This is a genomic window from Micromonospora sp. RTBAU3-60 (assembly GCF_054963695.1).
Window position 1 is genome coordinate 1 of record NZ_JBUEGB010000074.1, and the last position, 22,772, is coordinate 22,772.

A 22,772-nucleotide genomic window follows, 5' to 3' on the forward strand; every position below is an offset into this window, starting at 1 on the left:
GACGCACCCTCGCTCAGCGCCTGCCCCGGCCCGTCGCTGCGAAACCGGCCGACCCAGAGGGCGGCCAGCCGAAGTATTGACACCGGCGAAGACGATGCTCCAAAGTTACTGGCCTAGTCCAGTATTCCGTGCAGTACTCCACGCGAAGGTGGATCAAATGGGCACGAGATCGAGATCGAGAGCGACGCTGTCGCTGCTAACGGTAGTGACGCTGGCGGCCGGCCTACTGGTGCAGGCGTCCGAGGATGTCCAAGCGGCCGGCGTCCAGGCATCCGACGAGCAGACGGCCAAGGAACAGACGGCTACCGACCAGCGCGGCTCCCGCAATGACCTGACCTTGCCCAATGGCTACGCCGATCGCGTGAACCACGCGCTGGACCAGGGATCCGACCACTGGGGCGAGAAGTTGCTCGGCCTGCCCGACGGTCCGACCATGGCCAACGTCAAGCCGCTGCTGGTGCCGGCCAACCACGCTGGTACGACGGACGCCACCTCGCCCTGGTACTACCTGCCCTTCACCTATCCGGCGCCGGACCCCACCCGATGGGCCGAGGAGCGAGACTTCTCGCTGCACGTCGCCGACGGCAGCGAGCTGATGTCGCAATGGTCGGACTCGCGGGCGACCCAGCACGCCCGCTTCTTCGTCGGCGCGGACGGGTCCGAGCGCTACGGCCAGGCCGAGGCGAGGTCGGACGAGCCCCGCCTGACCGGCGGATACCTGCCGATTCTCTCCAACTCCTATCGTGACGCCGCCGGGGTCCGCTACGAGCGCGAGTCGTTCGTCACCGCGCTCACCCCGGGCGGCCCGACAGTCAGCATGCTGCGGTTCGTCGTCAACGGGCCGGCGAACGCGCACCCGCGGCTCCGGCTCAACCTGAGCCGTGACAAGGTGGCGGACGTCGTCGCCAAGCCCGGGCTGCTGACCCTCGGTGGGAAGACCGTGGTCGCGTACAGCGGCGCGGCGACCTGGTCCGCGCCTGACCTGACCTTCACGCCTGACCTGAGCCGCGGTAAGGCCGAGTTCTACCTGGTCATGCCGAACGAGCCGGCCGAGCTCGCCGCCCTACGCCCGTCCGCCGAGCTGTACGACTCTGCGAAGTCCCGCACCAGCGACTACTGGACGGCGCAGCTCAGCGCCGGCGCCAAGGTCAAGATCCCGGAGAAGTACGCCTCGGACGCCATGCGCAGCACACTGCTGAACAACCTGGTGATGGGCTTCAACCTGACGGTCGGGAACGGCTACGAGTCGCTGGACAAGTCCTTCGCCTGGGTGCCGGAGATCGCGGCGACGGTCACCTCGCTCGGCGACTTCGGCTACCAGGACAAGGCGCGCGCGAACCTCACCGAGATGCTGCGCCGCGGCCAGGGCAGCTTCTTCGTGTCCTGGGAGCGCGGGATCAAGCTGCAGACGGTGGCGACGTACTACCTGCAGACCAACGACGCGTCGTTGCTGCAGGAGAACCTGCCGACGTTCCGCGACTGGCTCGCCGACTTCAAGCGGCAACGCGTCGCGGACCCGAACGGTCTGCTGGCCAAGACCCGCTACGCCTCCGACATCCCGGAGCCGGTCTACGGCCTGCACCACCAGTCCGAGGTCTGGCGCGGGCTGCGCGACATTGGTGTCGCGTTGCGGCTGATGGGCCGTGACGACGAGGCGACGCCGTTCCTCGACGAGGCGGCCGGCCTGCGCTCGTCGCTGCTGAGGGCGGTGGAGAAGTCGAAGACGGTGTTGCCGGACGGCTCGGTGTTCGTGCCGATCGCCCTGCTGGACCCCGCGTCGTTGAAGCCGTACGACAAGGTCACCACCGACTTCCTCGGCAGCTACTGGAACCTGATCATGCCGTACGCACTCGCGACCGGGCTGTTCGAGCCGGGCAGCGCGACGGCGACCGGGCTGCGGGACTACCTCTACAAGCACGGGTCGCTGTTCCTCGGCCTCACCAGGTTCAACCTGTCGAGCGCCGATCCCGGTGTTTGCCAGAATCTCCGGCCCAACCAGTGGCCGGCGGTGCCCGGGTACAAGTCCACCGGCACCGACCAGCAGTACGGCTACTCGCTGATGCGATTCCTGGCCAACAATGCCGAGTCCGATCGCCTCGACCTCAGCTTCTACGGAATGCTCGCGCACGACCTCACGCCGAACACCTTCATCGGCGGCGAGGGCGCCACGATCTCGCCGTGCCCGCAGTTCGGTGAGTACTACCGGTCGCAGTACTGGCCGCCGTTGTCGCCGAACAACGCCACATACCTGGAGGCGATGCGCGGTCTGCTGGTCAGCGAGGACCTGGACGCCGACGGCGTGCCGACCCGGCTGCACCTGGCACCGGCCACGCCCCGGCCCTGGCTCGCCGACGGGGAGCGCATCGAGGTCTCCGACCTGCCGACCTCCTTCGGCACCGTCGGCTTCGCCTCCAGCTCGCAGCTGGCGGACGGTCGGCTGACCGTGCGGGTCGACCCACCGCAAGCGGTCGCCGGACGGGCACCGCTGACAGACGTGGTGCTGCACCTGCGCGCGCCGCGCGGTCACCAGCTGACCGGGGTCACCGTCGACGGCCGCGCGGTGACGTACGACGCCGCTCGTGAGCTGGTCGACCTCGGCAGGCCGACGGCGGCGGTCACGGTCCGGGCGACGTACAAGACGGCGAAGGTGGCCGACGCGCCGAGTGCGGAGGCCACGAAGGTGGCGACCCCGCGCGCTTTGCTGGAGCCCGGTGAGACGTCCGCGCTGGACCTGGAGGTCGAGGCACTCGGGCAGGGCACGGTCAGCGGCACCGTCGAGGTCGGCGTTCCGGCCGGGTGGACGGTCCGCGACTCGAAGCTGCCGTTCAGCGTGAGCAGCAACCAGAAGCTGACCTGGTCCGACCTTGCGACCTCGGTCCAGGTACCCGCTGACGAAGCGCCCGGGAACTACCGGATCGACTTGGTCACCCGACCGTCCGGCGGCACGGCGCGGACCACCTCGCTGTCGGTCCGGGTGGCCCGGCCGGACCCGGCGGACTACGCCGCGCTGGTGAAGCGGGACGCGCCGGTGGGCTACTGGCGGCTCGACGACGCCGCCGGCCAGCCGGTGGCCGATGCCTCCGGCAACGGAAACAACGGTGCCTACCGCGGCCGCGTCGGCCGGTCCCAGTCAGGGGCGATCGCCGACTCCGCCGACACCGCAGTCCGACTCGACGACGGCTACGCCGAGATTCCCGACAGCGCCTCGCTCAGCGTCACCGGCGCCTACACGCTGGAGGCGTGGGTCAAGGACGCGGCGGGTGGACCGCAGGGCATCGTCGAGAAGTACGACGGCGGCGACTGCCTGCCGTCCCGCAACGGCTACGCCTTGCGACTGGTCAACGGCAACAAGCTGCAGGCGCTCACGGTCGCCGACCAGGCTCAGTTCGGCGCGACCAGCCCCCGCAGTGTCGAACAGGTGCAATGGCATCACGTGGCGGCGGCGTATGACGGAAAGGCGCTGCGGACCTACCTCGACGGGCAGCTGCAGACGTCCACCCCGATGGCCAAGGCGCCGACCAACGGCGTGGGCAGCCTCAAGCTGGGCGCGCGTGGAGACGACGCGGCGGACCGCTTCGTCGGCGGCCTGGACGAGGTCGCCATCTACAACAAGGCCTTGACCCCGGCCCAGATCGACTCCCATTACGTCAAGGGCGTGCTCGGCAACCCCGGACCGTCGCCCAGCGCGCAGCAGCCCGGTTCGGTGCAAAACAGCGCGTCGGCGGCTCCGGCGAGTTCCGCACCCGCCCAGCCCGCAGCGACTCAGCGGCTGGCGGTCACCAGCGAGCCCGCCTATGCGGCGCAGGTGGTGGCCGACGAGCCGGTCGGCTACTGGCGGCTGGGTGAGCGATCCGGCACGAGCGCCGAGGACACCTCCGGCACCGGCAACCGCGGTACCTACACAGACGCCGTGACATTGGGCCGCCCAGGCGCGCTGACGGGCGATCCGGACACCGCCGCCGAGCTTACCGGCGGCTACATCGCCGTACCGGATTCGGCCTCGCTGAGCGTCAGCGGCTCGTTCACCCTCGAGGCATGGGTGAAACTCAATGACGTCTGCAGGCAGTACAGCGTGGTCGAAAAGTACGATGCACCCGCCTACAACGGCTACCTGCTGCGCGTCCTGCCCGGCGGCAGACTCAACGCCCTCACGTTGGCCGGAGCCGGGCAGTTGGCGTCGGTCGAAGGACAGACGGTGATCTCGCCGGACGAGTGGCATCACCTGGCCGCGGTCTACGACGGGTCGACCATCTCGGTCTACCTCGACGGACGGCTCGACGGCTCGGCCGCCACGAACGTGAGCCCGACCGACGGGGCCGGAAGCCTCAAGCTCGGGGCCCGCGGTGACGACGCCGGTACCCGGCTGGCAGGACTGCTCGACGAGGTTGCCGTCTACGACCATGCCCTCACCGCCGAGAAGGTCGCGCAACACTACTCGGTCGGTACGACGGGTTGATAACAACGTCACTGGCTTCGGTGCTGAGCCAGGGCTCCGACTAAGCCGCGCAGTGCACGGCTTGATGGGGTAGCGCAGACGTATCCTTGCTGACGTAGTAGGCGGGCATAACCGGTCTGGTCATGCCCGCTCTGCCATGGTTGCTGATTACGTCGTTGTCCGGTGACCGGTTGCCACCGGGGGCGACACCACGCCGGGTGCCCGCCGCGTTGGCGGACCTGCCGGATCCCCGCGCTCACCGAGGGGCACGGCACCGGCTGACCCGTAGTGGTGACCCGCAGCGGTCTGCGTCGCGCCCCGGCCAGGGATCCTTCCTGTACCGCGGCATCCGTTACGGGATCCTGATGCACGTGATCGGACCCGCCGTAGATGACATGGCGGGTCCCGATCACGTCAGCGCCGGCTCACCGGATCAGATGAAGATCGTGCGGGCCGGGTCGAAGAAGTCGGTCGCGATGATCTGGGCGGCGCCGTACGGCGGGTGCCGAAGCCCTTGTAGCTGTGCCAGGCCTTGATCTGGCCGTCCGTATGGATCTGGATCAGCTCGGACTTTTCCGTCGTCGCCGAGGTCGGCGAACCGCACCCTGGCCGGTCGGTGAAGTCGGTCCCGATGATCGCGGCGGCACCGAACGGCATGACGTCGAAACCCTTGTAGTTCTGCCAGGCCTTGATCTGACCGTCGGTCTGAATCAGCGCGATCTCGGCGAGGCCGTCGCCGTCGAACGAGGACTTCCGGCTGCCGCCCTGAACCGGCAGGCCGTTGACCCAGCTGAGGTTGATCGAGTACATGTGCCTGCTGCCGTCCGTGGCTGCGGCGTGCATCACGACCTTGTCGCCGCCGCCCAGCCCCTTCTGGGCGTGATCTAGGACCTGCCAGGGCCCGTCGATGGCGGGTGCGCTGGCCACCGGCAGGTGCCTGAAGTTGTTGGTGGCGTAGGCGCTATTTCGTTTGGTCGATACGCACCACGTCCAGGTCCGCGAACCCTTGCGCGATGAGCTCCTTGGGGCCTTCGGCTACGCCGGTGGCGGCGCGCGGGCCTGGCACGACCGGCGCGGCCGGAACGACGAGAGTGAGGACGGCCAGCACTGCGAGCCAGGCCGCGCGGGCCTGGCTGCAGCGGATGGGCGGGAAACGCATACGGATCTCCCTTCGGGGTCGGCCAATGTTTCCGGCGGCACAACCACATACCGGACTAGCCCAGCGTTGTGAAGGCGGTTCGAGCGTTGCCGATGGCCCACACTCAGTGACTTGTGCTCCCGCCCGCCACCGGCTGCCCTCCAGCAAGTCGACCAACTCCTCGCATTCGCCGTCGCCCGACGGCCCGGCCAAGCCGACCTGCTCGCATGGCGGCCGATCCGCGCGGGTGAGCCGGGGCGTGGGGGTCGAGGCTGGCGTCGGTGGCCGACCCGGATGAGTGATCGGGAATCGCCCGGATTCGTGTGCGAGTGCTGCCTGCGGACGGGATCTTGCGGGGACGCCAGGCATCTGCCGTTCGCGGGCAGGGGGTTGACGTGGTCAGGTGTGACATGGATCCTCATTACCGGTATAGACCGGTCGACCGCAATCCATCCTCCGGGAGGCACCTTCGTGCGAGCGTCGGCCCCGACCCCGACGGGCCGGCCTCGCCCTCCGACCTGACCAGACCGCCGGACTCCATGTCGGTCAGTTGTTGCGGCGGTCCGCTCACCGCGCGCCATGCCGGGACACCTGCCGACAACCACGGCTGGCCCACATCACATGAGTTGAGGTTCGATGATCCTGTTGCGCTTGTTTCGTGGCCTTCACCGCACCGGCGTACTGGCCGGACCGGTCGCGCTCGCCATCGCCCTCGTGAGCCCTCCGCCGGCCCGGGGGGCGCCCGAGCCTCCTGACCAGGTGAGTGCGGCGAGTATCCTTCCGGCACCACAGCGGGTCGAGCCGCGTCCGGGATCTGTCGTCCTGCCCGGCAGCGTGGACGTCGTTGCGGGTGCGGCCGTGGATCCGGCGGCTCGGGAATCTCTTTTGGACGTGCTCGGCACGCGCGGGGTAACCGCCAGGGTCGTCGAAAGCGCGGACAGGGCGGCATCCCGTCCGGTGATCTTCCTCGGCGGCCCGGACGAGACGTCGGCAAGCACCGCCGCGCTGAGTGCCCTCGGGGTGGAGGGGCCAGCGGGGTTGCCCGGTCAGGGGTACGTGCTGGCGGCCGGACACGATCGGCTCGGCCGGCCGCGGATCGTCCTCGCGGGTGTGGACGGCGCTGGCACCTTCTACGCCGTTCAGTCACTTCGTCAGCTGCTCGTGTCAAACGGCTCCCGGGTGGCCGTTGATGGTGTGGCGGTGCGCGACTGGCCGGGTTACCGGATCCGTGGGGGGATGGAGTCGTTCTACGGACCGGTGTGGTCGCAGGAGGACCGGCGCTCGCAAATCGAGTTCCTGGCGCGGCACAAGATGAACCAGTTTTTCTACGGACCGGCGGACGACCTGCGTACCGGATCGAACTGGGACTCCCTGTACGACGAGGCTGAGCTGGCCCTGATGAAGGAGATCGTCGACCTGGCGAAGGCACGTCACGTCGACTTTGTCTACCGGGTCTCGCCGGAGGCGCCGATGGCGCCCAGCAAGGGGATCTGCCACGTACGCGACGCCGATCGAGCCAAGCTGCTGGCCCGCTTCGAGCAGTTGTGGGAGATCGGGATCCGCAGCTATGTCATCGCCTGGGACGATGTGTCGGGCGACTTCGCGTGCCAGGAGGACCGGGACGCCTACCGTGGCGACCGGTCGCCGCTCGCGGCAGCCCAGGCCGGTGTCACCAACTTCGTGCAGAGCGAGTTCATCTCCAAGCGCGCCGGCGCTAGCCGCATGGTGACCGTGCCGACGGAGTACCAGGGCATGACGCAGACCCCGTACAAGGACCGCTTCGACGAGTTGCTGAACACCGAGGTCGACCTTTACTGGACGGGTCCGGCAACGGTCTCACCGAGCATCACCGAGGATGACCTCCGGGCCGCGCAGGAGGTGTGGCCACGGCATCGGATCATGATCTGGGACAACTACCCGGTCAACGACTACGCCCGCAAGCAACTGCTGTTGGGCCCGCTGGTAAATCGCGACGCCGGTATGGCGGACGACGCCATCGGCATCTCCTTCAACGAGCTCGTCGCCGACCAGGAGGCATCCCAGATCCCACTCGGCACCCAGGCCGACTACGCCTGGAACCCCGGGGCCTACGACGCCGATCGCTCATGGACCCGCACCCTGCAGATCCTCGGCGGCGACGCGTACCAGGAGCTGCGGCTCTTCGCCGAGAACAACAAGGCCAGCCGCCTCGACAACACCGCACGGCCGGAGTTCGCCGCGCTCATCACCCGCCTCATCGCCGACTACCGGGCGGGCCGATCCGTGGACGCCCAGCTCGTCCAGCTCGACGGCGAGCTACGCCGCCTCGAGGAACTTCCCGCCGCGCTGCGGGCGAAGCTCGACAACCCTCTGCTCCTCAAGCAGATCGGGCCCTGGCTGGACCGGGTCGGAATGACCGGCCAGGCGGGTCGGGCGGCCGTGGGCATCCTTCGCGCTCAGGACCGGGGAGACGGCGAAGCCGCCTGGCTGGCCCGGCGGGAGCAGGCGCGTACCCGCGGCATCCTCGACAGGACGTGGCACCAGATCAGTCCCGGTCCGGTCGAGGATCTCCTCAGTTTCGCGGCAACCCAGAACGACGGCTACATCGGTGACCGCTGGTACGGCGACCTCGGAACCCCCACTGGCGCACCGGCTGCCGCTGGTGGGTCTGGGCTGGGCAACCTGACCGACCGGCGCGATGACACGGCCTACGTTGCCGCCGGAAAGCCAGCGGACGGTGACGCGATCACGGTCCCGATCACCAAGCCGCACCGGCTCTCCGCGGTGACCGTAGTTCAGGATGCGACTGCTCCCGCCGACGGCATGATCCAGGCGCTGGTCGAGGGCAGCTGGGTTGATCTTGGGCCGCTCGCGGAGGGATTCACCAAGGTGCCGGCCCAGGACCTGGCGGCCAGCGCGGTACGGATCCGGTGGACTCCGGGTTCCGTCGCGCCGCGCGTCTACGAGATCGTCCCGCACTACTCCGACGTGCTCAGCGGTAGCGCATCAATCGACCCGCCAGGCTCGCTCATCAACCCCGGGGCAACCAAGCGGTTCCAGGTCACCTTCGAGGTGTTCGCTCCGGCCAACGTGAGTGGACGCGTCACCGCCAGCGGCCCGGCTGACTGGACCTTCAACCCGGCGACGCAGAACCTTCGCGTCCGGCCGGATGGCCGGACCATCGTCACGAGTGTGCCGGTTGAGGTGACGGTCCCAGCGGACGCCGCCCGGGGGCGTCACGAGGTCACGGTGACCGTGCACATGGACAGCGTCACACCGATCAACCTGTCGCTCCCGATCCTGGTCGAGGAGGGCAGCTACCCGGAGTTCGTGGCGGGGGCGAACCCGGCTGGCTACTGGCGACTGGGCGAGGCGGCCGGTTCCGCGACAGCCGTCGACAGCTCGACCAGCGGACAGAACGGGACCTATCGGGACGGCGCACGACCGGGCGCCGACGGTGTGCTTGCCGACAACGGTGCGGCCGATGTCTCGGCCGGCTACATCGATGTGCCGCGGAGCGCGCGAACGAACGTGCACGCACCGTTCACGTTGGAAGCATGGGTCAAGCTCGACCAGCTTGCCCCGGCCCCGGGCCAGGCGATCATCGAGAGTTACGACAAACCGGCGGTCAACGGGTACGCGCTGCGGGTCAGTGCCGGGGTGCTGCAGGCATGGTCGCTAGGTGCGGCAGGCAAGGGATACGGCGTCGTGTCGGGTCGTACCAGGCTGACGACGAACAGGTGGCACCATGTCGCAGCCGTGTTCGACGGATCGCGGCTAACCGTGTACCTCGACGGCGTCGCGGACAGCAGCATCGCGACGGCGGTGGTCCCCGGTAGCGGTACGGCAAGCATCAAGCTTGGTGGCCGCGGGGACGACACCTTCCAGCGGCTGAAGGGCGACCTGGACGAAGCGGCTGTCTACGATCGCGCGCTGAGCGCGGCCGAGCTACAGGAGCACTACTTCGCCGGGCTCGGCTGACCGGCCTCCGCCGATGTGCGTCAGCCCTCCGGCGACGGGGGGCTGACGTGCATCTGGATGGCGTAACGATCCCCCCGGTAGAGCGACCGGCCGAACTCCACGACCTTTCCCATGTTGTCCACCGAGATGCGTTCTATCAGGAACGCCGGGCTATTCTCGGCGACTTCGAGCCGCTTCGCCTCGGTGTCGGTCAGCCGGGCGATGGTGACCGTCTGCCGCGCCGATTCCAGCCGCACCCCGAAGACGCGGCCCAGCACCTCGTACAGCGAGTCGTCGCGCCCCATCACCGTCGGCAGGTTGGGGAACCGGGCCGCGGCGAGATTGGTCCGCTCCAGCGCCATCGGGATGCCGTCCGCGGTACGGATCCGCTCGATGTAGTGGGTCGGGTCGCCCGGGGCGATGTCGAGGCTGGCGGCGACGGCGCGGGTGGCCGGGCGGGTGCGGGCGCGGTACGACCTGGCGCCCGGTGTCATGCCGCGCATGCGCATGTCCTCGCTGAACGAGCGGAAGATCTCCGAGTGGGTCAGCGTGGGGTGCTGCACGAAGGTCCCGCGCCCGGGCACCCGCCGGACCATTCCCTTCGACTCCAGCGCGTCGATGGAGCCCCGGACGGTCATCCGGGCGACGCCGAAACGTTCGGCGAGGACCCGCTCCGAGGGGAGCAGCGCACCGTCCCGCGAGTTCAGGACCATGGCGGTGAGCACGTCCCTGATGTGCTCGCCCTTGCCGCCGTTGTGCTCCGCCCGCAACGACTCAAGTGCCCCGTCGCTCGGCTCGTGTCGCCTCCTTGGCACCGGACCCGATCCCCTTCCCCTGCAGTTGGAGCCATCCTACGGGCAATGTCCGTCCCGCCATTGACCTCGGCGCAACCCGTTGACCGGCGGTCTATACCAGTATTAATCTCGGCTGGTCCGCTGCGTCCAGCGGGTGGCGGCCACGACGATCGGAGATGCGATGCCCAGAAGACGAGGTGTGTTGGGGGCGGCAGCGCTGCTCGCCTTCGCCCTTACTGCGTGCGCGCCAGGCAGCGGGGGCGACAGCGACGCCGTCAACCTGAAGGTCTGGGGCTGGCGGCAGGAGGATGTCGCGGCGTACAAGAAGATCTTCCAAAGCTACGAGAAGGCGCACCCGGGCGTGACCGTGGAGTACGTCCCCTACAAGAACACCGAGTACGACACGATCCTCAAGACCGGGCTCACCGATGCCAACGGCCCTGACGTCGCGCAGTTGCGCGCCTACGGACTGCTCCAGCCGCTGGTCGGCTCCGGCAGCCTGGTGCCCCTCGACGACCAGGTCGACAAGCTGAGCGGATTCCCGAAGCCGATCCTCGACGGCGCGAAGGGCGAGAAGGACGGGCACGTCTACGGGGTTCCGTTCGCGATCCAGACGCTGCACGTCATCTACAACAAGAAGATCTTCGCCGACAACGGCATCGCCGCCCCTACCACGTGGGCGGACATGATCGCGGGCTTTGACAAGCTCAGCAAGGCGGGCGTCACCCCGCTGGCGAACACCGTCACCGACAAGTGGATGCTGCCGATCGAGCAGGAAATCTTCGGCGCCACCACGTACGGCGGCCCCGACTACCTCACCAAGATGCTCAACGGCTCGGCGAAGTTCACCGACGCGCCCTGGGTGAAGTCGCTCGAGACCTGGAAGAGCACCCAGAAGTACTGGCCGTCGCAGGCGTCCGGGGTGAGCTACAGCGACGCGCAGGCGCTCTTCACCTCCGGCCGGGCCGCCGCGTTCCCCGGTGGCGTGTGGGAGCTTGCCGGGTTCAAGAAGGCCAACCCCCAGCTCGACATGGGCATCTTCAACGTGCCGCCGGCGCCCGGCGCGGCGGTCGACAAGACGCTGGTGCCCGGCTACGTCGACGGGTCGTTCGGCGTCTCGGCGAAGTCCCGCCACCGGGACGCGGCGCTGGACCTCGTGCGGTGGATGGCGACGGAGGAGTTCGGCACGGCGCTGTCCAACGAGCTTCAGCAGATCTCCCCGGTACCGGGCGTCGAGCCGCAGGACGAACTCCTGGCGCAGGCGCTCAAGGGATACCAGGCGAACCCCAGCCCGTACGTCACCTACGCGTACTTCTCCGGCGGCACACCCACCGCCTGGGACCTCGCCTCCGAGGCGTTCTCCGACTACGTCCTCGGTCGAAGCAACGCCGCTGACGCGGCCGCACACATCCAACGAGGGGTCGATCAGTGGTTCCGGCCCAAGAACTGACGGTCCGTCCTGCCCGGCGGTCACGCCGCCGGGCAGGGCGGGTCTCGGCAGGGTGGATCACGTCGTTCTGCCTGCCGGCGTTCGCGCTCTACGGGCTGTTCGTCGTGGTGCCGCTCGTCACCGCCTTCTACTACGGGCTGTTCCGCTGGGACGGCACCCAACAGGGGCGGTTCGTCGGGATCGGCAACTACCGGGAAATCCTCACCCGCTACCCGCTGAGCGACGAGATCCCCGCCGCGCTCGGGCACAACGTGCTCTTCTTCGTCGGCACCATGGCGATCCAGAACACCATCGGGCTCGGCCTGGCGGTGCTCCTGCACCGCAACCCCTGGGGCAAGCGGCTGTTCCAGACGCTCTTCTCGCTCCCGTACCTGATCAGCCCGCTGATCGTCGGGTACATCTGGTCGCTGTTGCTGAGCCCGACCTTCGGCCCGATCAACTTCGCGCTCCGAGCGGTCGGCCTGGACGCGTGGACGCGGCCGTGGCTCGGCGAGCCGGACCTCGCACTGCCGGTGCTGATCGTGGTCAACGCCTGGCAGTGGATCGGCGGACCGATGCTCATCTTCGGCGCCGCGCTGGCCGGCATTCCGCAGGAGCTGGAGGAGGCGGCCGCGATGGACGGCGCGTCACCGACCCGGACGTTCTGGAGCATCCGGTTCCCACTCCTGATACCGGCGGTCGGGGTGATCACCGTGCTGACGTTCATCGGATGCTTCAACATCTTCGACCTCGTCTACGCGCTCGGCGGCTCCGACGGCGGGCCCGGCGGCGCCATGGACGTGCTGGGCCTGCTCTACTACCGGACCGCCTTCCGGGGCGGCAGCAACGCGATCGGAGAGTCCTCGGCGTTGGCCATGCTGATCTTCGTGCTCATCTTCGGCGTCTCCCTGGCCTTGGAGCGGACGCTGCGCCGTCGGGAGGTCCACTGAATGAGTACCACCCTTCGCACCGTCCCCCGCCCGGCAGGGAAGGTCAGGGCCGAGGCCGCGCGTCCGCGCGGCACCCGTCAGCGTTCGCTGCTGCACGGTGCCGGCAGCCAGCTCCTCCTGTGGGCGTACGCCGCGATCGCCTTCGGCCCGCTGCTGCTGGTGTTGATCGGATCGCTGCGGCCCAACGCGGAGATCCTCCGGGCGCCGGTCGGCCTGCCCAGCTCGTTCGACCTGAGCAACTACACCCGCGCGTGGCAGACCGCATCGATCTCGACGTACTTCATCAACTCCCTGACCATCACCTGCGCTTCGGTGGCATTGTGCGTCGGCGTGTCGGCGATGGCCGCCTACGCCCTGGCCAGGTGGAAGTTCCGGGGGCGGGCCCTGCTGGCGGCGTTCTTCCTGTCCGGGTTGATGATTCCCGCGAAACTCGGCCTGCTGCCGGTGTTCTACATGTTCCAGTCGATGGGTCTGATCGACAGCCGGATCGGGTTGGTGCTGCTCTACGCAGCGAGCGGCATCCCGTTCTCGGTCTTCGTGATCATGGGGTTCATGCGGGGGCTGCCAGGGGAACTCGAGGAGGCCGCGCGGATCGACGGGGCGAACGAGGGCCGGCTGTTCGTGTCGGTCGTCCTGCCCCTGATGCGGCCGGCGCTCGCGGTGGCCACGGTCTTCCAGTTCGCGCCGACCTGGAACGACTTCTTCTACCCGTTGGTACTGCTGCGCAGCGGCGACAAGTACACCATCCCGGTCGGGCTGACCCGGTTCTTCGGCGAGTTCGCCGCCGACCGCGGCACCCTGTTCGCCGGGCTCGTGATCGCCCTGGTACCGCTGGCCGTGGTGTTCGCGCTCGCGACCAAGCAGATTGTCGCCGGGCTGACCGCAGGGATGTCGCGATGACAACGACGATCACCATCGACGGCGGCAAGTCGGAACTCCGGCTGCTGCTGAATACCCCGGCGGGCCGTCAGATCGGCGTCGGCCCGGGCTTCTCCTACCGGCCGGACGAGGACGGCGTCGGCCGGATCCTGGCCGCCGTTCGTGGCGCCGCGACGATGATCTCCCTCCCCGCGCAGGTGGCCGGCGTGGTCGCCGGCCTGACCGGGGTACCGGGGGAGCGCGCCGAGCGCCGGCGTCTTGCCCTCGCCCTCGAGCGGCAGTTCGGCGGCCCGGCCGTCGTCGTGGAGGACAGCGTCCTCGCGCACGCCGGGGCTCTCGGCGGTCCCGGTGTGCTGCTGTGTGTCGGGACCGGCACGACTGTGCTCGCGGTGGACGCCGGCGGCGACCACGTGCGGCTCGACGGATGGGGTCCGCACCTCGGTGACCGGGGCAGCGCGTACGCCATCGGGTTGGCCGGAATGCGCGCCGCGACCGCGTCGTACGACCAGGTCGGGCCGGCAACCGTGCTGGTCGACCGCCTCGTCGCGGCATTCGGCGGCGTGGACCTGGCCTCGCTTCAGCGTTACTATCGGGACCCGGCCATGATCTCGCGTACGGCGGCCTTCGCCCGCTCGGTGCTCGACGCGGCCGCCCAGCCTGACCCGGTGGCGGGCCGGATCTGCGCCGAGGCCGCGACCGATCTCGCCGACGCGGCGCAGGCGGCAACCGACCGGCTCGGTCTCAGCGGGGCGGCACGCCGAGTGTCCTTCAGCGGACGGCTGCTGACCCCAGGAAACGCTCTGTACAAGGCGCTGTCGGCCGAACTCAAGGCCAGAGGGCTGCCCCTGGTCACGCCCAGAGCGGAGCCGCTCGACGGCGGTCCGGCGCTCTTGAGCGGTGCCGCCCCCTACGCACGCCTGCTGGGGTGCCAGGAATTCGGTGCCGGCGCATGAGGGTCGGACACGGGGTGGCACGTCTCAAGGTCGTGCCCGGAGAACCCATGGGTGGCTACGCCGACCGCTCCGACGGCGTCCAGAATGTGCTCGACCCGCTGGAGGTCCACGTCGTGACCTTCGCCGACGACGGCCACCGGTTCGCGCTGGTGGTCGCGGATCTGATCTGCGTCAATGTCGACGTCGTCGAGCGAATCCGGAGCGCCATGCGGAACATCGGCGTGCAGTCCTGCTGGGTCGCCGCCACCCACACCCACGCGAGCCCCGAGGCGGGCTGCAGCCCCGGCGGCGAAGCGACGCCACGGCACGTCGCCGACCGGCTCGAAGCCGCATCACTCGCGGCCGCACGGTCCGCCCTAGCGTCCGAGCGCGCCGCCAGACTCGGCTCCGCCCGCACGATGGTTCCCAAGCTGGCGGGTCACCGCAACATCGCCGACCCGAGGCCCCTGGATATTCCCGTCGACACCATCGTGGTCACCGCAGGTACCGAGGTGGTGGGGCTGGTCGTGGTCTCACCGGTCCACCCGACCATCCTTCCGGCCGACAACAACCATGTGAGCGCGGACCTCAACGGCGGCATCCGCCGGGCGCTGTCCACACCGGACAGATGGGTCGTCGTCGCCACCGGTGCGGCCGGCAACATCAGTACCAGGCACACCCGCCACGGGCGGGGGCTTGACGAGGCGGATCGGCTCGGCGCCTGGCTGGCCGACCGGGTCGAACCGGTATCGCCGCGCGTCGGCAGCGGTAACCCGACGCCGGTACGCCCGCCGGTCTCGCGAACAGTGGCGCTCGCGCCGAAACAGCCAGCGGAGCTCGACGTCGCCGTGCGACAGACCCCGCAACCCAAGGTCGGAAACGAACGTAGCCACTGGGTTATGCAACAGGGGCTGCGGATCGCGGAGGAACAGGCCGCCCGCCGGCGCACGGAACCGTATGTGATCGATGTGGAGGCGGTGGACCTCGACGGGGTCACCGTCGTGGCCGTTCCCGGCGAACTGTTCCTGGAACTGGGCGAAACGATCCGTTCCGCAGCGCCAGACCAGGTAGGGGACATCGTGGTCCTCGGCTATGCGAACGGCTACCTCGGCTACCTACCCACTCATGACACGCAACCCTGCTACGAAACCTATGCCAGTCCGGTCACCTCGGGCAGCGGCGAGATCGTCGTCGAGGCCGCCGTCGAAGCCGCCGTAGAGGCCGCCCGCGACCGTAAACATTCCAGGAGGATCAATGCCTGAGCCTGCCTACGCCACCATCGCCCGGAACGCACTCGAACAGGTCCTGACAGCACAGCTCGATGCCATAGAGGCAGCGGCCGGGCTCGTCGCCGACGCCATCGCCGCCGGTGGTGTCCTACAGGCGTTCGGGACTGGCCACTCGCGGATCGTCACCCTCGAACTCGCGGCGCGTGCCGGCGGGCTCGCCGCCGTCAGCATGCTGGCGGTCAAGGATCTCGTGATGTTCGGCGGCGCCGACCCGAGGCCGATCCTCGATCCGACCTACGAGCGCGAGTCCGGCCTCGCCGAGCGGATCTACCACCTTGCCGCACCCTCCAAGCACGACGCCTTCCTGATCGTCTCCAACTCCGGGCTCAACGCCGCCGTCATCGAGATGGCAGCGCTGGCCCGCGAGCGCGCGCATCCGATCGTGGCGGTCACCTCACTGGCACACACCCGCTCGGCTGGCGCCCGCTCGACACAGGGACCGCATCTCGCTGACCTGGCCGATGTGGTGATCGACAACCACGCGCCGGCCGGGGATGCGGCACTGGAGATCACCCCAGGAGTTCGGATAGGGGCGGTTTCGTCGTTCACCGGAGTCCTCATCGCGCAGCTGCTCACCGAACTGGTCTGCCGCCAACTGCTGGGCCGCGGCATCGATCCGCCCGTCCACGTATCCGCGAATCTCGCTCAGGGCGACGCGCACAATCGCGTCCTCTATGAGCGGTACCGCGATCAGGTCCGCCCGATCGAACCCTGATCGGGGGCCTGCACAGAGGCCCACCTCGATTTAATCTTGCCGCGTGAGGAAACGCCTGCGGGCCATGTTGGGACTGGCCGTGGCCGGCGTGCTCGCCGTACCGGTCGCCGTGCTCGGCGTCCACGTGACCCACCCTCGTGACGAGGACGGATACCTGGCGCACCTCAAGCAGTACGGCGATCTGCAAAGCGACCGGCCGCTGGAGGTGTTGCCGCCGACCGCGGATCTGATCGCCGAGGGTGATGCGGCGTGCGACTGGCTGCGCGAGCAGCCGTACGCCCTCTGGCGGCACGACCCGGAGTACCGCGAGTCGGCCGTCTTCGCACGATATCTCCGGAACCTCGGCGACCGCTCACCGAAGTGGGGCAACGCGCTGCCAGGTCTGGGATCGGTGGCAGGGGCCGCTTGGGGCTACCTCTGCCCGGCGGACTGGGAGTTGCGGCAACCCCGCCGCCACCCCTTCGCCCCCAAGCCAGATTGAACGACGCAAGTGCCCTGGTCGTGCCTCTACTGGACGGGGAGCGGTGGGCGTTGGCCGTACAGCCATCCGTACAGCCAAAGCTGGATACTCATGCCCGACTTCGCCGGACAACCACGGACGGGCTGACCAGAGGGGAACAACACCCGCTTCCGGCCCTCACTGTCTACGCCGTTCCCCGCTGCCCGGATGACCTACGCCCCATCGTGATCATCCCGCTGGCGAGCCACATCGAGCAGATGGTCAAGGTCGGCTCGCGACCGGCCGGTCGCCGCCGCGAGCGTCCCAAGCGGGTCGGCATGCCCGCGACCGGCCAGGTCCTCGAAGACCGCGAGCAGGTCGATCTCGAAACCGTCCGCGGTCGTACCCCGCGCCTTGGCCAGTTCGGCGAGCCGGCCTTCGACATACCGGCGCACCATCACCTGGTACGCCCCGACGCTCGGCATCTCGTGGGCCTCGGCGACCATGTCGTCGACCTGCCGGCCCATCCGGTGCAGGACCGCCGACGTCACGCCCCATTGGCGGACCTCGGGCGCCGCGCCGTCGGCCAGGCGGATGATCACCTCATCCGGGCCGCTGATTTCGTGCGACCCGTCGTCGTTGTGCCAGCGGGCCGTGATGACGCAGCCCTCATCCTCGCGGGACAGCTCAACGGGCCGGTCGCGATTCTCCTGGGACATACTCTCCTGTCTTTCCGGCACCTCGTGGGCGCCTGCTGCCCGCCCGCGGTGGCGGCGAACTGTCGTACCTGCTCCGCCCGGTCAGGGTGTGGGAGTGGCCGCGCTCAGGACGCTGCCGAAGAACACCATGACGGTGAAGATGACCATCGGGGCGGCGAAGACATAGCCGAGGACGAGACAGGCGACGGCCATGCCGTGCCCCGACCGGGCGCCGTCCCGGGTTTCTCGCATGGCGAGGTGGCCGAGGATGACGGCCAGGATGCACGGCAGCCCGAACAGGCACCAGCCGCCGAGCACGCCGAGGATCCCGAGCACCAGCGACGCCGTGGCCATGCCTGAGGTCAGCGGCGGCTGCCCACGGCGAGGGCCCGCGCGGCCTGCGGGAAGGCCTGGTACGTCACAGCCGATACCCGCGGGTACGCGCCGGCCGGTGCGGACACCGGCGGGTACGGCCCGGGAACAGCGGACACCGGCGGATACGGCCCGGGCAGAGCGGGAACCGGCGGCGCCGGGCGGGTGGGGTCGACGCCGGGCTGGGGGTAGGTCATCGTTCCAGGTCGTCGATCAGGTAGTGCGCCCGCTGCAGCAGCGCGGCCAGCCGGGCGGCGGCGGCCTGCGCGGCGAGGGTATGGTCGCGCAGCTCGCCCAGGGACGCGGCGGCGCGGGCTCGCCAGTCGCCGTCGAGGCGGCCCACCGCGCAGACCGGGCACGGCCCGTCACTCTGGTCGTCGTGGTGCTCGATGGTCAGCCGCAGCAACTCGGCGCTGCACAGCGACGCCCGCCGTCGTGCCGGCGCGCCCATTGCAGCTGGCGTCGCTCGCGCGACCAGCGGCGCCGATGCCTCCGCCCAGCGGCGGACCTGACCGCGGTTCGGCTGGTGCTGCTGCCGGCAGGGGAGTAGTGCCGGGTGGCGAGGTGCTACCGGCGTGGCTGGCTCGGACTTTGCAGAGAAGTGCCAGATCCGCCACTCGGAGTCCGAGGACTACCCCGCTGTTGCCGGGCCGGGGCGAGTTCCAAGTTGACCTGAGGCCACGTAGTGTCTACAGCCTGCTGCATGAACCGAGTTGCATGCGTCTGGAAAAAGGGGCGCGACCGCGGGCTGTATGCAGCGCATCGGCGGCCGGCGAGATGGTGGGTTGCCGCGAGCAACTCCCCCTGCGTGTCGGGGCTGACCTGGATCGTGCCAGTGGAATCGACACGGACATGACCATGCTCGAATAGCGCGTCGCAGCCGAGCAAGCAAGCGGCCATGATGTTGTCGGGATTTAGACGCTCAGCGCGCGTCGCATCAGCGCGCCGTTTGATATGGGCCGCAGAAACGAGCCGCACCGGCAGCCTTCGGCCGCAGAGATCACAGGTCACCTCGGTCTGCGAGCCGAACTTCAACCTGCGCAGGCGGCGCTGCTCACGCCGTCGTACGGCGAAGACCAGGGCGTCGAGGTCTCCGGCCAGAGAGGGCTGTTCGTCCTGGTCGCCGTCCGTCCCGTCGTCGAAGGCTGCGATGGCCACTGGGTCTCCGGCAACGGGTGCGCCCTGCTTGGTGCCGGACAGGCGGAGGGCACTCATCACGGCTGGCCCGAGCCGGCATCCTGGCACTCGTTCAAGGCTTTGAAGAACCTCGAGATCGACCCGCTCAGGGTAGAGCTTGTCTTTCCATACCTCGGTACTTGACCAGTAGAGTGGGCGCGCTACCCGAGTGATCAGGACCTCGGCCAATTCCTGCGCGAAGAACTGTTGATCGTCCACACGAGGACCTCCAGGCGCCCTGAAACCCAGGATCAGGTAGTCGCTGGGACGGATGCGGAGGGCCACGGCTCGATTTGCGGTGCCATCTGCGCTGCCGCGGTCAAGCACGCTGGACTGCCAACCCCAGATGCCCTGCGTCTTGCCCTTTTCGAAGTTTTTCCTAGATCTGCGCCCGACATAGACGTAAAAGAACGCCGACAAGCTTCCTGCCCCCGAGTGCACGAAGTGCTCGTGCGGTGGAGGCATGTTCAGATTCGAAAGCCTGTCGGACCGCCTTTCAGGCAGACTCTAGCCATCTCCCCAGGCGGGCACCAGGCGGCCTCAGCTACCTCTGGCCGTTCCAGTAATGGCAGCTTCGTACATTGTCTCTACTGCGCGGTCCACCTGAATCAGCGAGGCCAGGTAGTCGCGGGTCTCGGGGTCGGTCGAGTAGAGGATGGTGCCGCGCATACCCCGGGTCATCAGCACCTTGTATGTGTTGCGGATCAGGCGGTCAGCCTCGAAATCGCTGAGCGCCTTCAGGCTGCGGAATGCCGGATCCTTCGACTCCGCCCGCCGGGTGACGAGCCGGCCCTCACGAGCGACGAGATCTGGCCCGATGATTACGCCCGACCACTCGTACTCGAAGCCTTGCGCCGTATAGACGCAGCCCACCTGGCCGAAGCCGTTCGGGTCGGTGGCCCAGAACGCGCTGCCCGGAGCGTCGCCGACGCTGCGGTCGCTCTTGACGTTCCATGGCCGCGACCACCCGCCGATCTGCACGTCCGGCACCAGCGAGTCGTCCGTGCGGGGGTCGCTCCACGGCCAGCAGTAGCCGGCGGACATGCGAGCCGTTTCCCCAACGGCCTGCTTCGCCCTCAGGGACGTCTCCATTTCCTCCGGCGACTCCGCCAGCCGCAGGTCGAACCGCCCGTCGCCGGTCCAGACCGACGGCTTGCCGCCGTCGAGCCCGAGCAGGTCGAGGACCCATTGTTCGTACGCCTCGCTGCCGCCGCAGCGGAACTGGTCGTGCAGCGACACGACCTCTACGTCCAGGTTGAGCTGCTTCGCGTACGCCGAGATGACGTCAACGCTGCCCAGCTCGCCCGGCTTGACCACTTGGTGTTCGTCGAGCAGGAACACCGGCACCCGGGCGACGGCGATCAGCTCGTCGATTTGCGGGCGGGCCTTGTCCCGCTTCGCCTTCGGCGTGAAACGGTTGACCGACGTCTCCCGGATTCGGTGCGCCTCGTCGCAGATCAGCACGTCAAGGCCGTTCCGCTCGGCGGACATGAAGCTGTTGAAGTACCCGAAAAGGTTCTTCAAGCGGGTCGAGCCCTTGCCGGCGTACCTGCGCAGGGTCTGGGTGAACGACCGCGAGCCGGTGGCGTGCATGACCGAGCGCTGCTGCCGGGCCAACTCGCCGAGCACCGAGAGCGCGATCACGCTCTTCCCGCTGCCTGGTCCGCCAGAAACCACCACGACCGACTTGCGGTCTGCGGCGCGTGCCCGCTCCACCGCGTGCAGCACCAACTCGTACGCCAAGCGCTGCTCGTCGAGGAGCGTGAAGTGCGACCGCTGCTTCAGCTCGGCGGCCGCGTACGACAGGAGGTGCTTGCTCGGCCGGACCGAACTCGTGAGGAAGCGGTCCGCGGCGGCCGCACCCGCGGCGGGGGCCAGGTGGGTACGGAGATAGTCGAGGAACTGGCCGCGGCGCTGTTTGGTGAAGATCCGGCTCTGCTCGGTGGGCCGCCGCAGGAAGAGGTCGTTCACGTCCCGGTCGGCGGCGTTGTGCAGGTACGCGGCACCGACTATGGGGCTTCGGCGGTGGGAGAGCACGCCGAGGAAATCCGTCAGGTACTCGCAGTAATCGCCGACCTGGACGCCGGGGTGCAGGCGTGGGCTCCGGGCGTGCTCGACCAGGACAAGGCGGTCAGACCCTTCGTAGGCCTCCGCCTGGGACCACTGCTTCAGCTCCACGACCACGTAGGAGTCCTCGGCGGTCTTCGGATGTACGCCGGCCAGCACCACGTCGATACGCTTGCTGGTCAGCGGGAGCTGGTATTCGACCAGCACCTCGACCTGGCCCAGGCCGGCGTCCGTCAGGTCCTGCGCGAGCACCGGGAGGCTGCGCACCCAGGACCGGTGTTCGGCGGGGCTCACGTTGTGTCCGATGTGTTCCGCGATGCGATCGGCCAGCGTGCCGGCGGCGGCGTAGCGGAGGAGACCATCGGCGGAGGTGCGGAACGCAGACAACACTTGCCCCCGGGCAGCACGAAGTGATCGTGCGCATGGGGGGCGTGTCCGGCCATGACCGGAAGCCCGTCGTTACGCGCTTGTATTGCTGGACTGTAGCGAAGAGATCATCCCCGCGCACGTCCCGCTACCGCTTGGCGGCGGAGCCTTTGGCCTGTTCGACGGGATAGCGGATGGCAATCTCATCCAACTTGCCGAAGGCGGCCTCCTCCAGGTCGATGCCGAGGACGTCCGCCAGCCGGGTCAGGTAGATCATCACGTCGCCAATTTCCGCCCGGACACGTGCGCCGGCCCCGGGGTCGTCCATCACCGCGTCGGCCTGTTCTGGGGTGAGCCACTGGAGTTCGGCCAGCAGTTCACCGACCTCGCCGGCAAGGGCCATAGCGAGGTTCTTTGCCGTGTGGAACTGCTGCCAATCACGTTCCTCGGCGAAGGCGCGCACGCGAGCCGTCAGATCGTTCACGAAAGAAGTCTTGCATGGCTGATCTTCGGCTCTCGGACGGCGCGTCCATCTCCGGCCGGCTTCATCCTGCGCATCCGCTGCCTGTGCTGATGGGATTGAAGTCAACCCTGATGCGCGGAAGGCGCGGCATGCCAGACCCTGGTGAACTCACCCAGGGCCAGCACCGCTACTCCGAGTCCTGAAGATCCGGCCGGTGGTCTTTGATCCAACGCTCGACATCCTCGGCCTGCCAGATCCGTCCGACTGACAGGACGGCCACCGGGTCGGGGAAGGACTTCGAGTTGGTGATTTGGTAGGCGCGCGTTCGGGAGACGCCAAGCATCTCCTGCACTTCTTGGCTCGCCACCAGCCGAAGCTTCCCCACGCCGTCACGGTAGGAGCATGCGAACTGAACATCTGCTCACTGTGCAGATGCTCTGTTCATCCGCTCAGATGCGTGTAGGCTGTTCACCCGTTCACACGGAGTTCGAAGCCACCACGGACGGGAGGGACATGGGCAGGCGGTGGAAGTGGTTCTTGCGGCCGGGCAGGGCCGCGATCGACCTGATTCGGCAGGCCGTACCGCACGGGGACGTGCCAGGCCGCTATCGGCGGCCGAACGCGACGGACGGCGTGCTCGATTGGCGGGTGACCTCGCGGTGCGACGGTGCGGTCGTCTACGAGCGGCCCG

General features: G+C 68.7%; 20 protein-coding genes. 9 read left to right on the plus strand and 11 right to left on the minus strand.

Annotated elements, in window-relative coordinates:
• Positions 1–157: 157 nt before the first annotated feature.
• Positions 158–4,456, plus strand: coding sequence for a LamG domain-containing protein (locus ACY34I_RS34665; RefSeq protein WP_462759374.1), 4,299 nt, complete (start codon positions 158–160; stop codon positions 4,454–4,456).
• A gap of 393 nt (positions 4,457–4,849) precedes the next feature.
• Here ACY34I_RS34665 and ACY34I_RS34670 read toward each other — a convergent pair whose 3' ends face one another.
• Entirely contained in the window at positions 4,850–5,245 is a 396-nt protein-coding gene (locus ACY34I_RS34670; RefSeq protein WP_462759375.1) for a hypothetical protein, read from the minus strand.
• A gap of 151 nt (positions 5,246–5,396) precedes the next feature.
• Positions 5,397–5,594 (minus strand): hypothetical protein, encoded by a 198-nt coding sequence (locus ACY34I_RS34675; protein ID WP_462759376.1) that lies wholly within the window; start codon positions 5,592–5,594, stop codon positions 5,397–5,399.
• 615 nt (positions 5,595–6,209) lie between these two features.
• Between ACY34I_RS34675 and ACY34I_RS34680 the strand changes: the two genes are divergently transcribed.
• Positions 6,210–9,533, plus strand: a complete 3,324-nt coding sequence (locus tag ACY34I_RS34680) for a beta-N-acetylglucosaminidase domain-containing protein (protein ID WP_462759377.1) — start codon at positions 6,210–6,212, stop codon at positions 9,531–9,533.
• A 20-nt stretch (positions 9,534–9,553) separates the two neighbouring features.
• Here ACY34I_RS34680 and ACY34I_RS34685 read toward each other — a convergent pair whose 3' ends face one another.
• Positions 9,554–10,327 carry a GntR family transcriptional regulator gene (locus ACY34I_RS34685; RefSeq protein WP_462759378.1) on the minus strand — a complete coding sequence of 258 codons (774 nt, stop codon included), beginning with the start codon at positions 10,325–10,327 and terminating at the stop codon, positions 9,554–9,556.
• 160 nt (positions 10,328–10,487) lie between these two features.
• On the opposite strand from ACY34I_RS34685, the gene ACY34I_RS34690 reads away from it, so the two are divergent.
• From ACY34I_RS34690 to ACY34I_RS34720, 7 genes are read left to right on the plus strand one after another with little or no spacing between them, the layout of a single operon-like run.
• On the plus strand, positions 10,488–11,756 hold the full coding sequence (locus ACY34I_RS34690) for an ABC transporter substrate-binding protein (RefSeq protein ID WP_462759379.1): 1,269 nt from the start codon (positions 10,488–10,490) through the stop codon (positions 11,754–11,756).
• A complete protein-coding gene (locus ACY34I_RS34695; RefSeq protein WP_462759380.1) occupies positions 11,735–12,685 on the plus strand; it encodes a carbohydrate ABC transporter permease in 951 nt (316 codons plus the stop codon). The genes ACY34I_RS34690 and ACY34I_RS34695 overlap by 22 nt, the downstream gene beginning before the upstream one ends.
• Complete coding sequence (locus ACY34I_RS34700) at positions 12,686–13,585, plus strand: carbohydrate ABC transporter permease (RefSeq protein ID WP_462759381.1); 900 nt, start codon at positions 12,686–12,688, stop codon at positions 13,583–13,585. It abuts the gene before it with no gap.
• Positions 13,582–14,517 (plus strand): N-acetylglucosamine kinase, encoded by a 936-nt coding sequence (locus ACY34I_RS34705; protein WP_462759382.1) that lies wholly within the window; start codon positions 13,582–13,584, stop codon positions 14,515–14,517. Before ACY34I_RS34700 ends, ACY34I_RS34705 begins: the two co-directional genes overlap by 4 nt.
• Positions 14,518–14,564: 47 nt before the next feature.
• A complete protein-coding gene (locus tag ACY34I_RS34710) occupies positions 14,565–15,758 on the plus strand; it encodes a hypothetical protein (RefSeq protein WP_462759383.1) in 1,194 nt (397 codons plus the stop codon).
• Positions 15,751–16,500, plus strand: coding sequence for a sugar isomerase domain-containing protein (locus ACY34I_RS34715; protein ID WP_462759384.1), 750 nt, complete (start codon positions 15,751–15,753; stop codon positions 16,498–16,500). The genes ACY34I_RS34710 and ACY34I_RS34715 overlap by 8 nt, the downstream gene beginning before the upstream one ends.
• A gap of 43 nt (positions 16,501–16,543) precedes the next feature.
• Positions 16,544–16,981 carry a hypothetical protein gene (locus ACY34I_RS34720; protein WP_462759385.1) on the plus strand — a complete coding sequence of 146 codons (438 nt, stop codon included), beginning with the start codon at positions 16,544–16,546 and terminating at the stop codon, positions 16,979–16,981.
• A gap of 191 nt (positions 16,982–17,172) precedes the next feature.
• Here the strand turns inward: ACY34I_RS34720 and ACY34I_RS34725 are convergent, their stop codons facing one another.
• From ACY34I_RS34725 to ACY34I_RS34760, 8 genes are all read right to left on the minus strand, one after another.
• Positions 17,173–17,658: a hypothetical protein gene (locus tag ACY34I_RS34725; protein ID WP_462759386.1), complete on the minus strand. Its 486-nt coding sequence runs from the start codon at positions 17,656–17,658 to the stop codon at positions 17,173–17,175.
• Between the two features lie 81 nt (positions 17,659–17,739).
• Positions 17,740–17,991, minus strand: a complete 252-nt coding sequence (locus tag ACY34I_RS34730) for a DUF4190 domain-containing protein (protein ID WP_462759387.1) — start codon at positions 17,989–17,991, stop codon at positions 17,740–17,742.
• Between the two features lie 8 nt (positions 17,992–17,999).
• Positions 18,000–18,206, minus strand: a complete 207-nt coding sequence (locus tag ACY34I_RS34735) for a hypothetical protein (protein ID WP_462759388.1) — start codon at positions 18,204–18,206, stop codon at positions 18,000–18,002.
• Positions 18,203–18,460: a hypothetical protein gene (locus tag ACY34I_RS34740; protein WP_462759389.1), complete on the minus strand. Its 258-nt coding sequence runs from the start codon at positions 18,458–18,460 to the stop codon at positions 18,203–18,205. The genes ACY34I_RS34735 and ACY34I_RS34740 overlap by 4 nt, the downstream gene beginning before the upstream one ends.
• A 116-nt stretch (positions 18,461–18,576) precedes the next feature.
• Positions 18,577–19,650 (minus strand): hypothetical protein, encoded by a 1,074-nt coding sequence (locus ACY34I_RS34745; RefSeq protein WP_462759390.1) that lies wholly within the window; start codon positions 19,648–19,650, stop codon positions 18,577–18,579.
• Between the two features lie 75 nt (positions 19,651–19,725).
• Positions 19,726–21,642 carry a DNA/RNA helicase domain-containing protein gene (locus tag ACY34I_RS34750; protein WP_462759391.1) on the minus strand — a complete coding sequence of 639 codons (1,917 nt, stop codon included), beginning with the start codon at positions 21,640–21,642 and terminating at the stop codon, positions 19,726–19,728.
• 124 nt (positions 21,643–21,766) lie between these two features.
• A complete protein-coding gene (locus ACY34I_RS34755; protein WP_462759392.1) occupies positions 21,767–22,102 on the minus strand; it encodes a nucleotide pyrophosphohydrolase in 336 nt (111 codons plus the stop codon).
• Positions 22,103–22,268: 166 nt separating this feature from the next.
• On the minus strand, positions 22,269–22,466 hold the full coding sequence (locus ACY34I_RS34760; protein ID WP_357100435.1) for a helix-turn-helix transcriptional regulator: 198 nt from the start codon (positions 22,464–22,466) through the stop codon (positions 22,269–22,271).
• Between the last annotated feature and the right edge of the window lie 306 nt (positions 22,467–22,772).

Bases quoted from the DNA above. Each gene is read 5' to 3' on its own strand.
- ACY34I_RS34665 (WP_462759374.1), top strand. From the start codon at position 158: ATGGGCACGAGATCGAGATCGAGAGCGACGCTGTCGCTGCTAACGGTA.
- ACY34I_RS34670 (WP_462759375.1), bottom strand. From the start codon at position 5,245: ATGTACTCGATCAACCTCAGCTGGGTCAACGGCCTGCCGGTTCAGGGC.
- ACY34I_RS34675 (WP_462759376.1), bottom strand. From the start codon at position 5,594: ATGCGTTTCCCGCCCATCCGCTGCAGCCAGGCCCGCGCGGCCTGGCTC.
- ACY34I_RS34680 (WP_462759377.1), top strand. From the start codon at position 6,210: ATGATCCTGTTGCGCTTGTTTCGTGGCCTTCACCGCACCGGCGTACTG.
- ACY34I_RS34690 (WP_462759379.1), top strand. From the start codon at position 10,488: ATGCCCAGAAGACGAGGTGTGTTGGGGGCGGCAGCGCTGCTCGCCTTC.
- ACY34I_RS34700 (WP_462759381.1), top strand. From the start codon at position 12,686: ATGAGTACCACCCTTCGCACCGTCCCCCGCCCGGCAGGGAAGGTCAGG.
- ACY34I_RS34705 (WP_462759382.1), top strand. From the start codon at position 13,582: ATGACAACGACGATCACCATCGACGGCGGCAAGTCGGAACTCCGGCTG.
- ACY34I_RS34710 (WP_462759383.1), top strand. From the start codon at position 14,565: ATGGGTGGCTACGCCGACCGCTCCGACGGCGTCCAGAATGTGCTCGAC.
- ACY34I_RS34715 (WP_462759384.1), top strand. From the start codon at position 15,751: ATGCCTGAGCCTGCCTACGCCACCATCGCCCGGAACGCACTCGAACAG.
- ACY34I_RS34725 (WP_462759386.1), bottom strand. From the start codon at position 17,658: ATGTCCCAGGAGAATCGCGACCGGCCCGTTGAGCTGTCCCGCGAGGAT.
- ACY34I_RS34730 (WP_462759387.1), bottom strand. From the start codon at position 17,991: ATGGCCACGGCGTCGCTGGTGCTCGGGATCCTCGGCGTGCTCGGCGGC.
- ACY34I_RS34735 (WP_462759388.1), bottom strand. From the start codon at position 18,206: ATGACCTACCCCCAGCCCGGCGTCGACCCCACCCGCCCGGCGCCGCCG.
- ACY34I_RS34740 (WP_462759389.1), bottom strand. From the start codon at position 18,460: ATGGGCGCGCCGGCACGACGGCGGGCGTCGCTGTGCAGCGCCGAGTTG.
- ACY34I_RS34745 (WP_462759390.1), bottom strand. From the start codon at position 19,650: ATGCCTCCACCGCACGAGCACTTCGTGCACTCGGGGGCAGGAAGCTTG.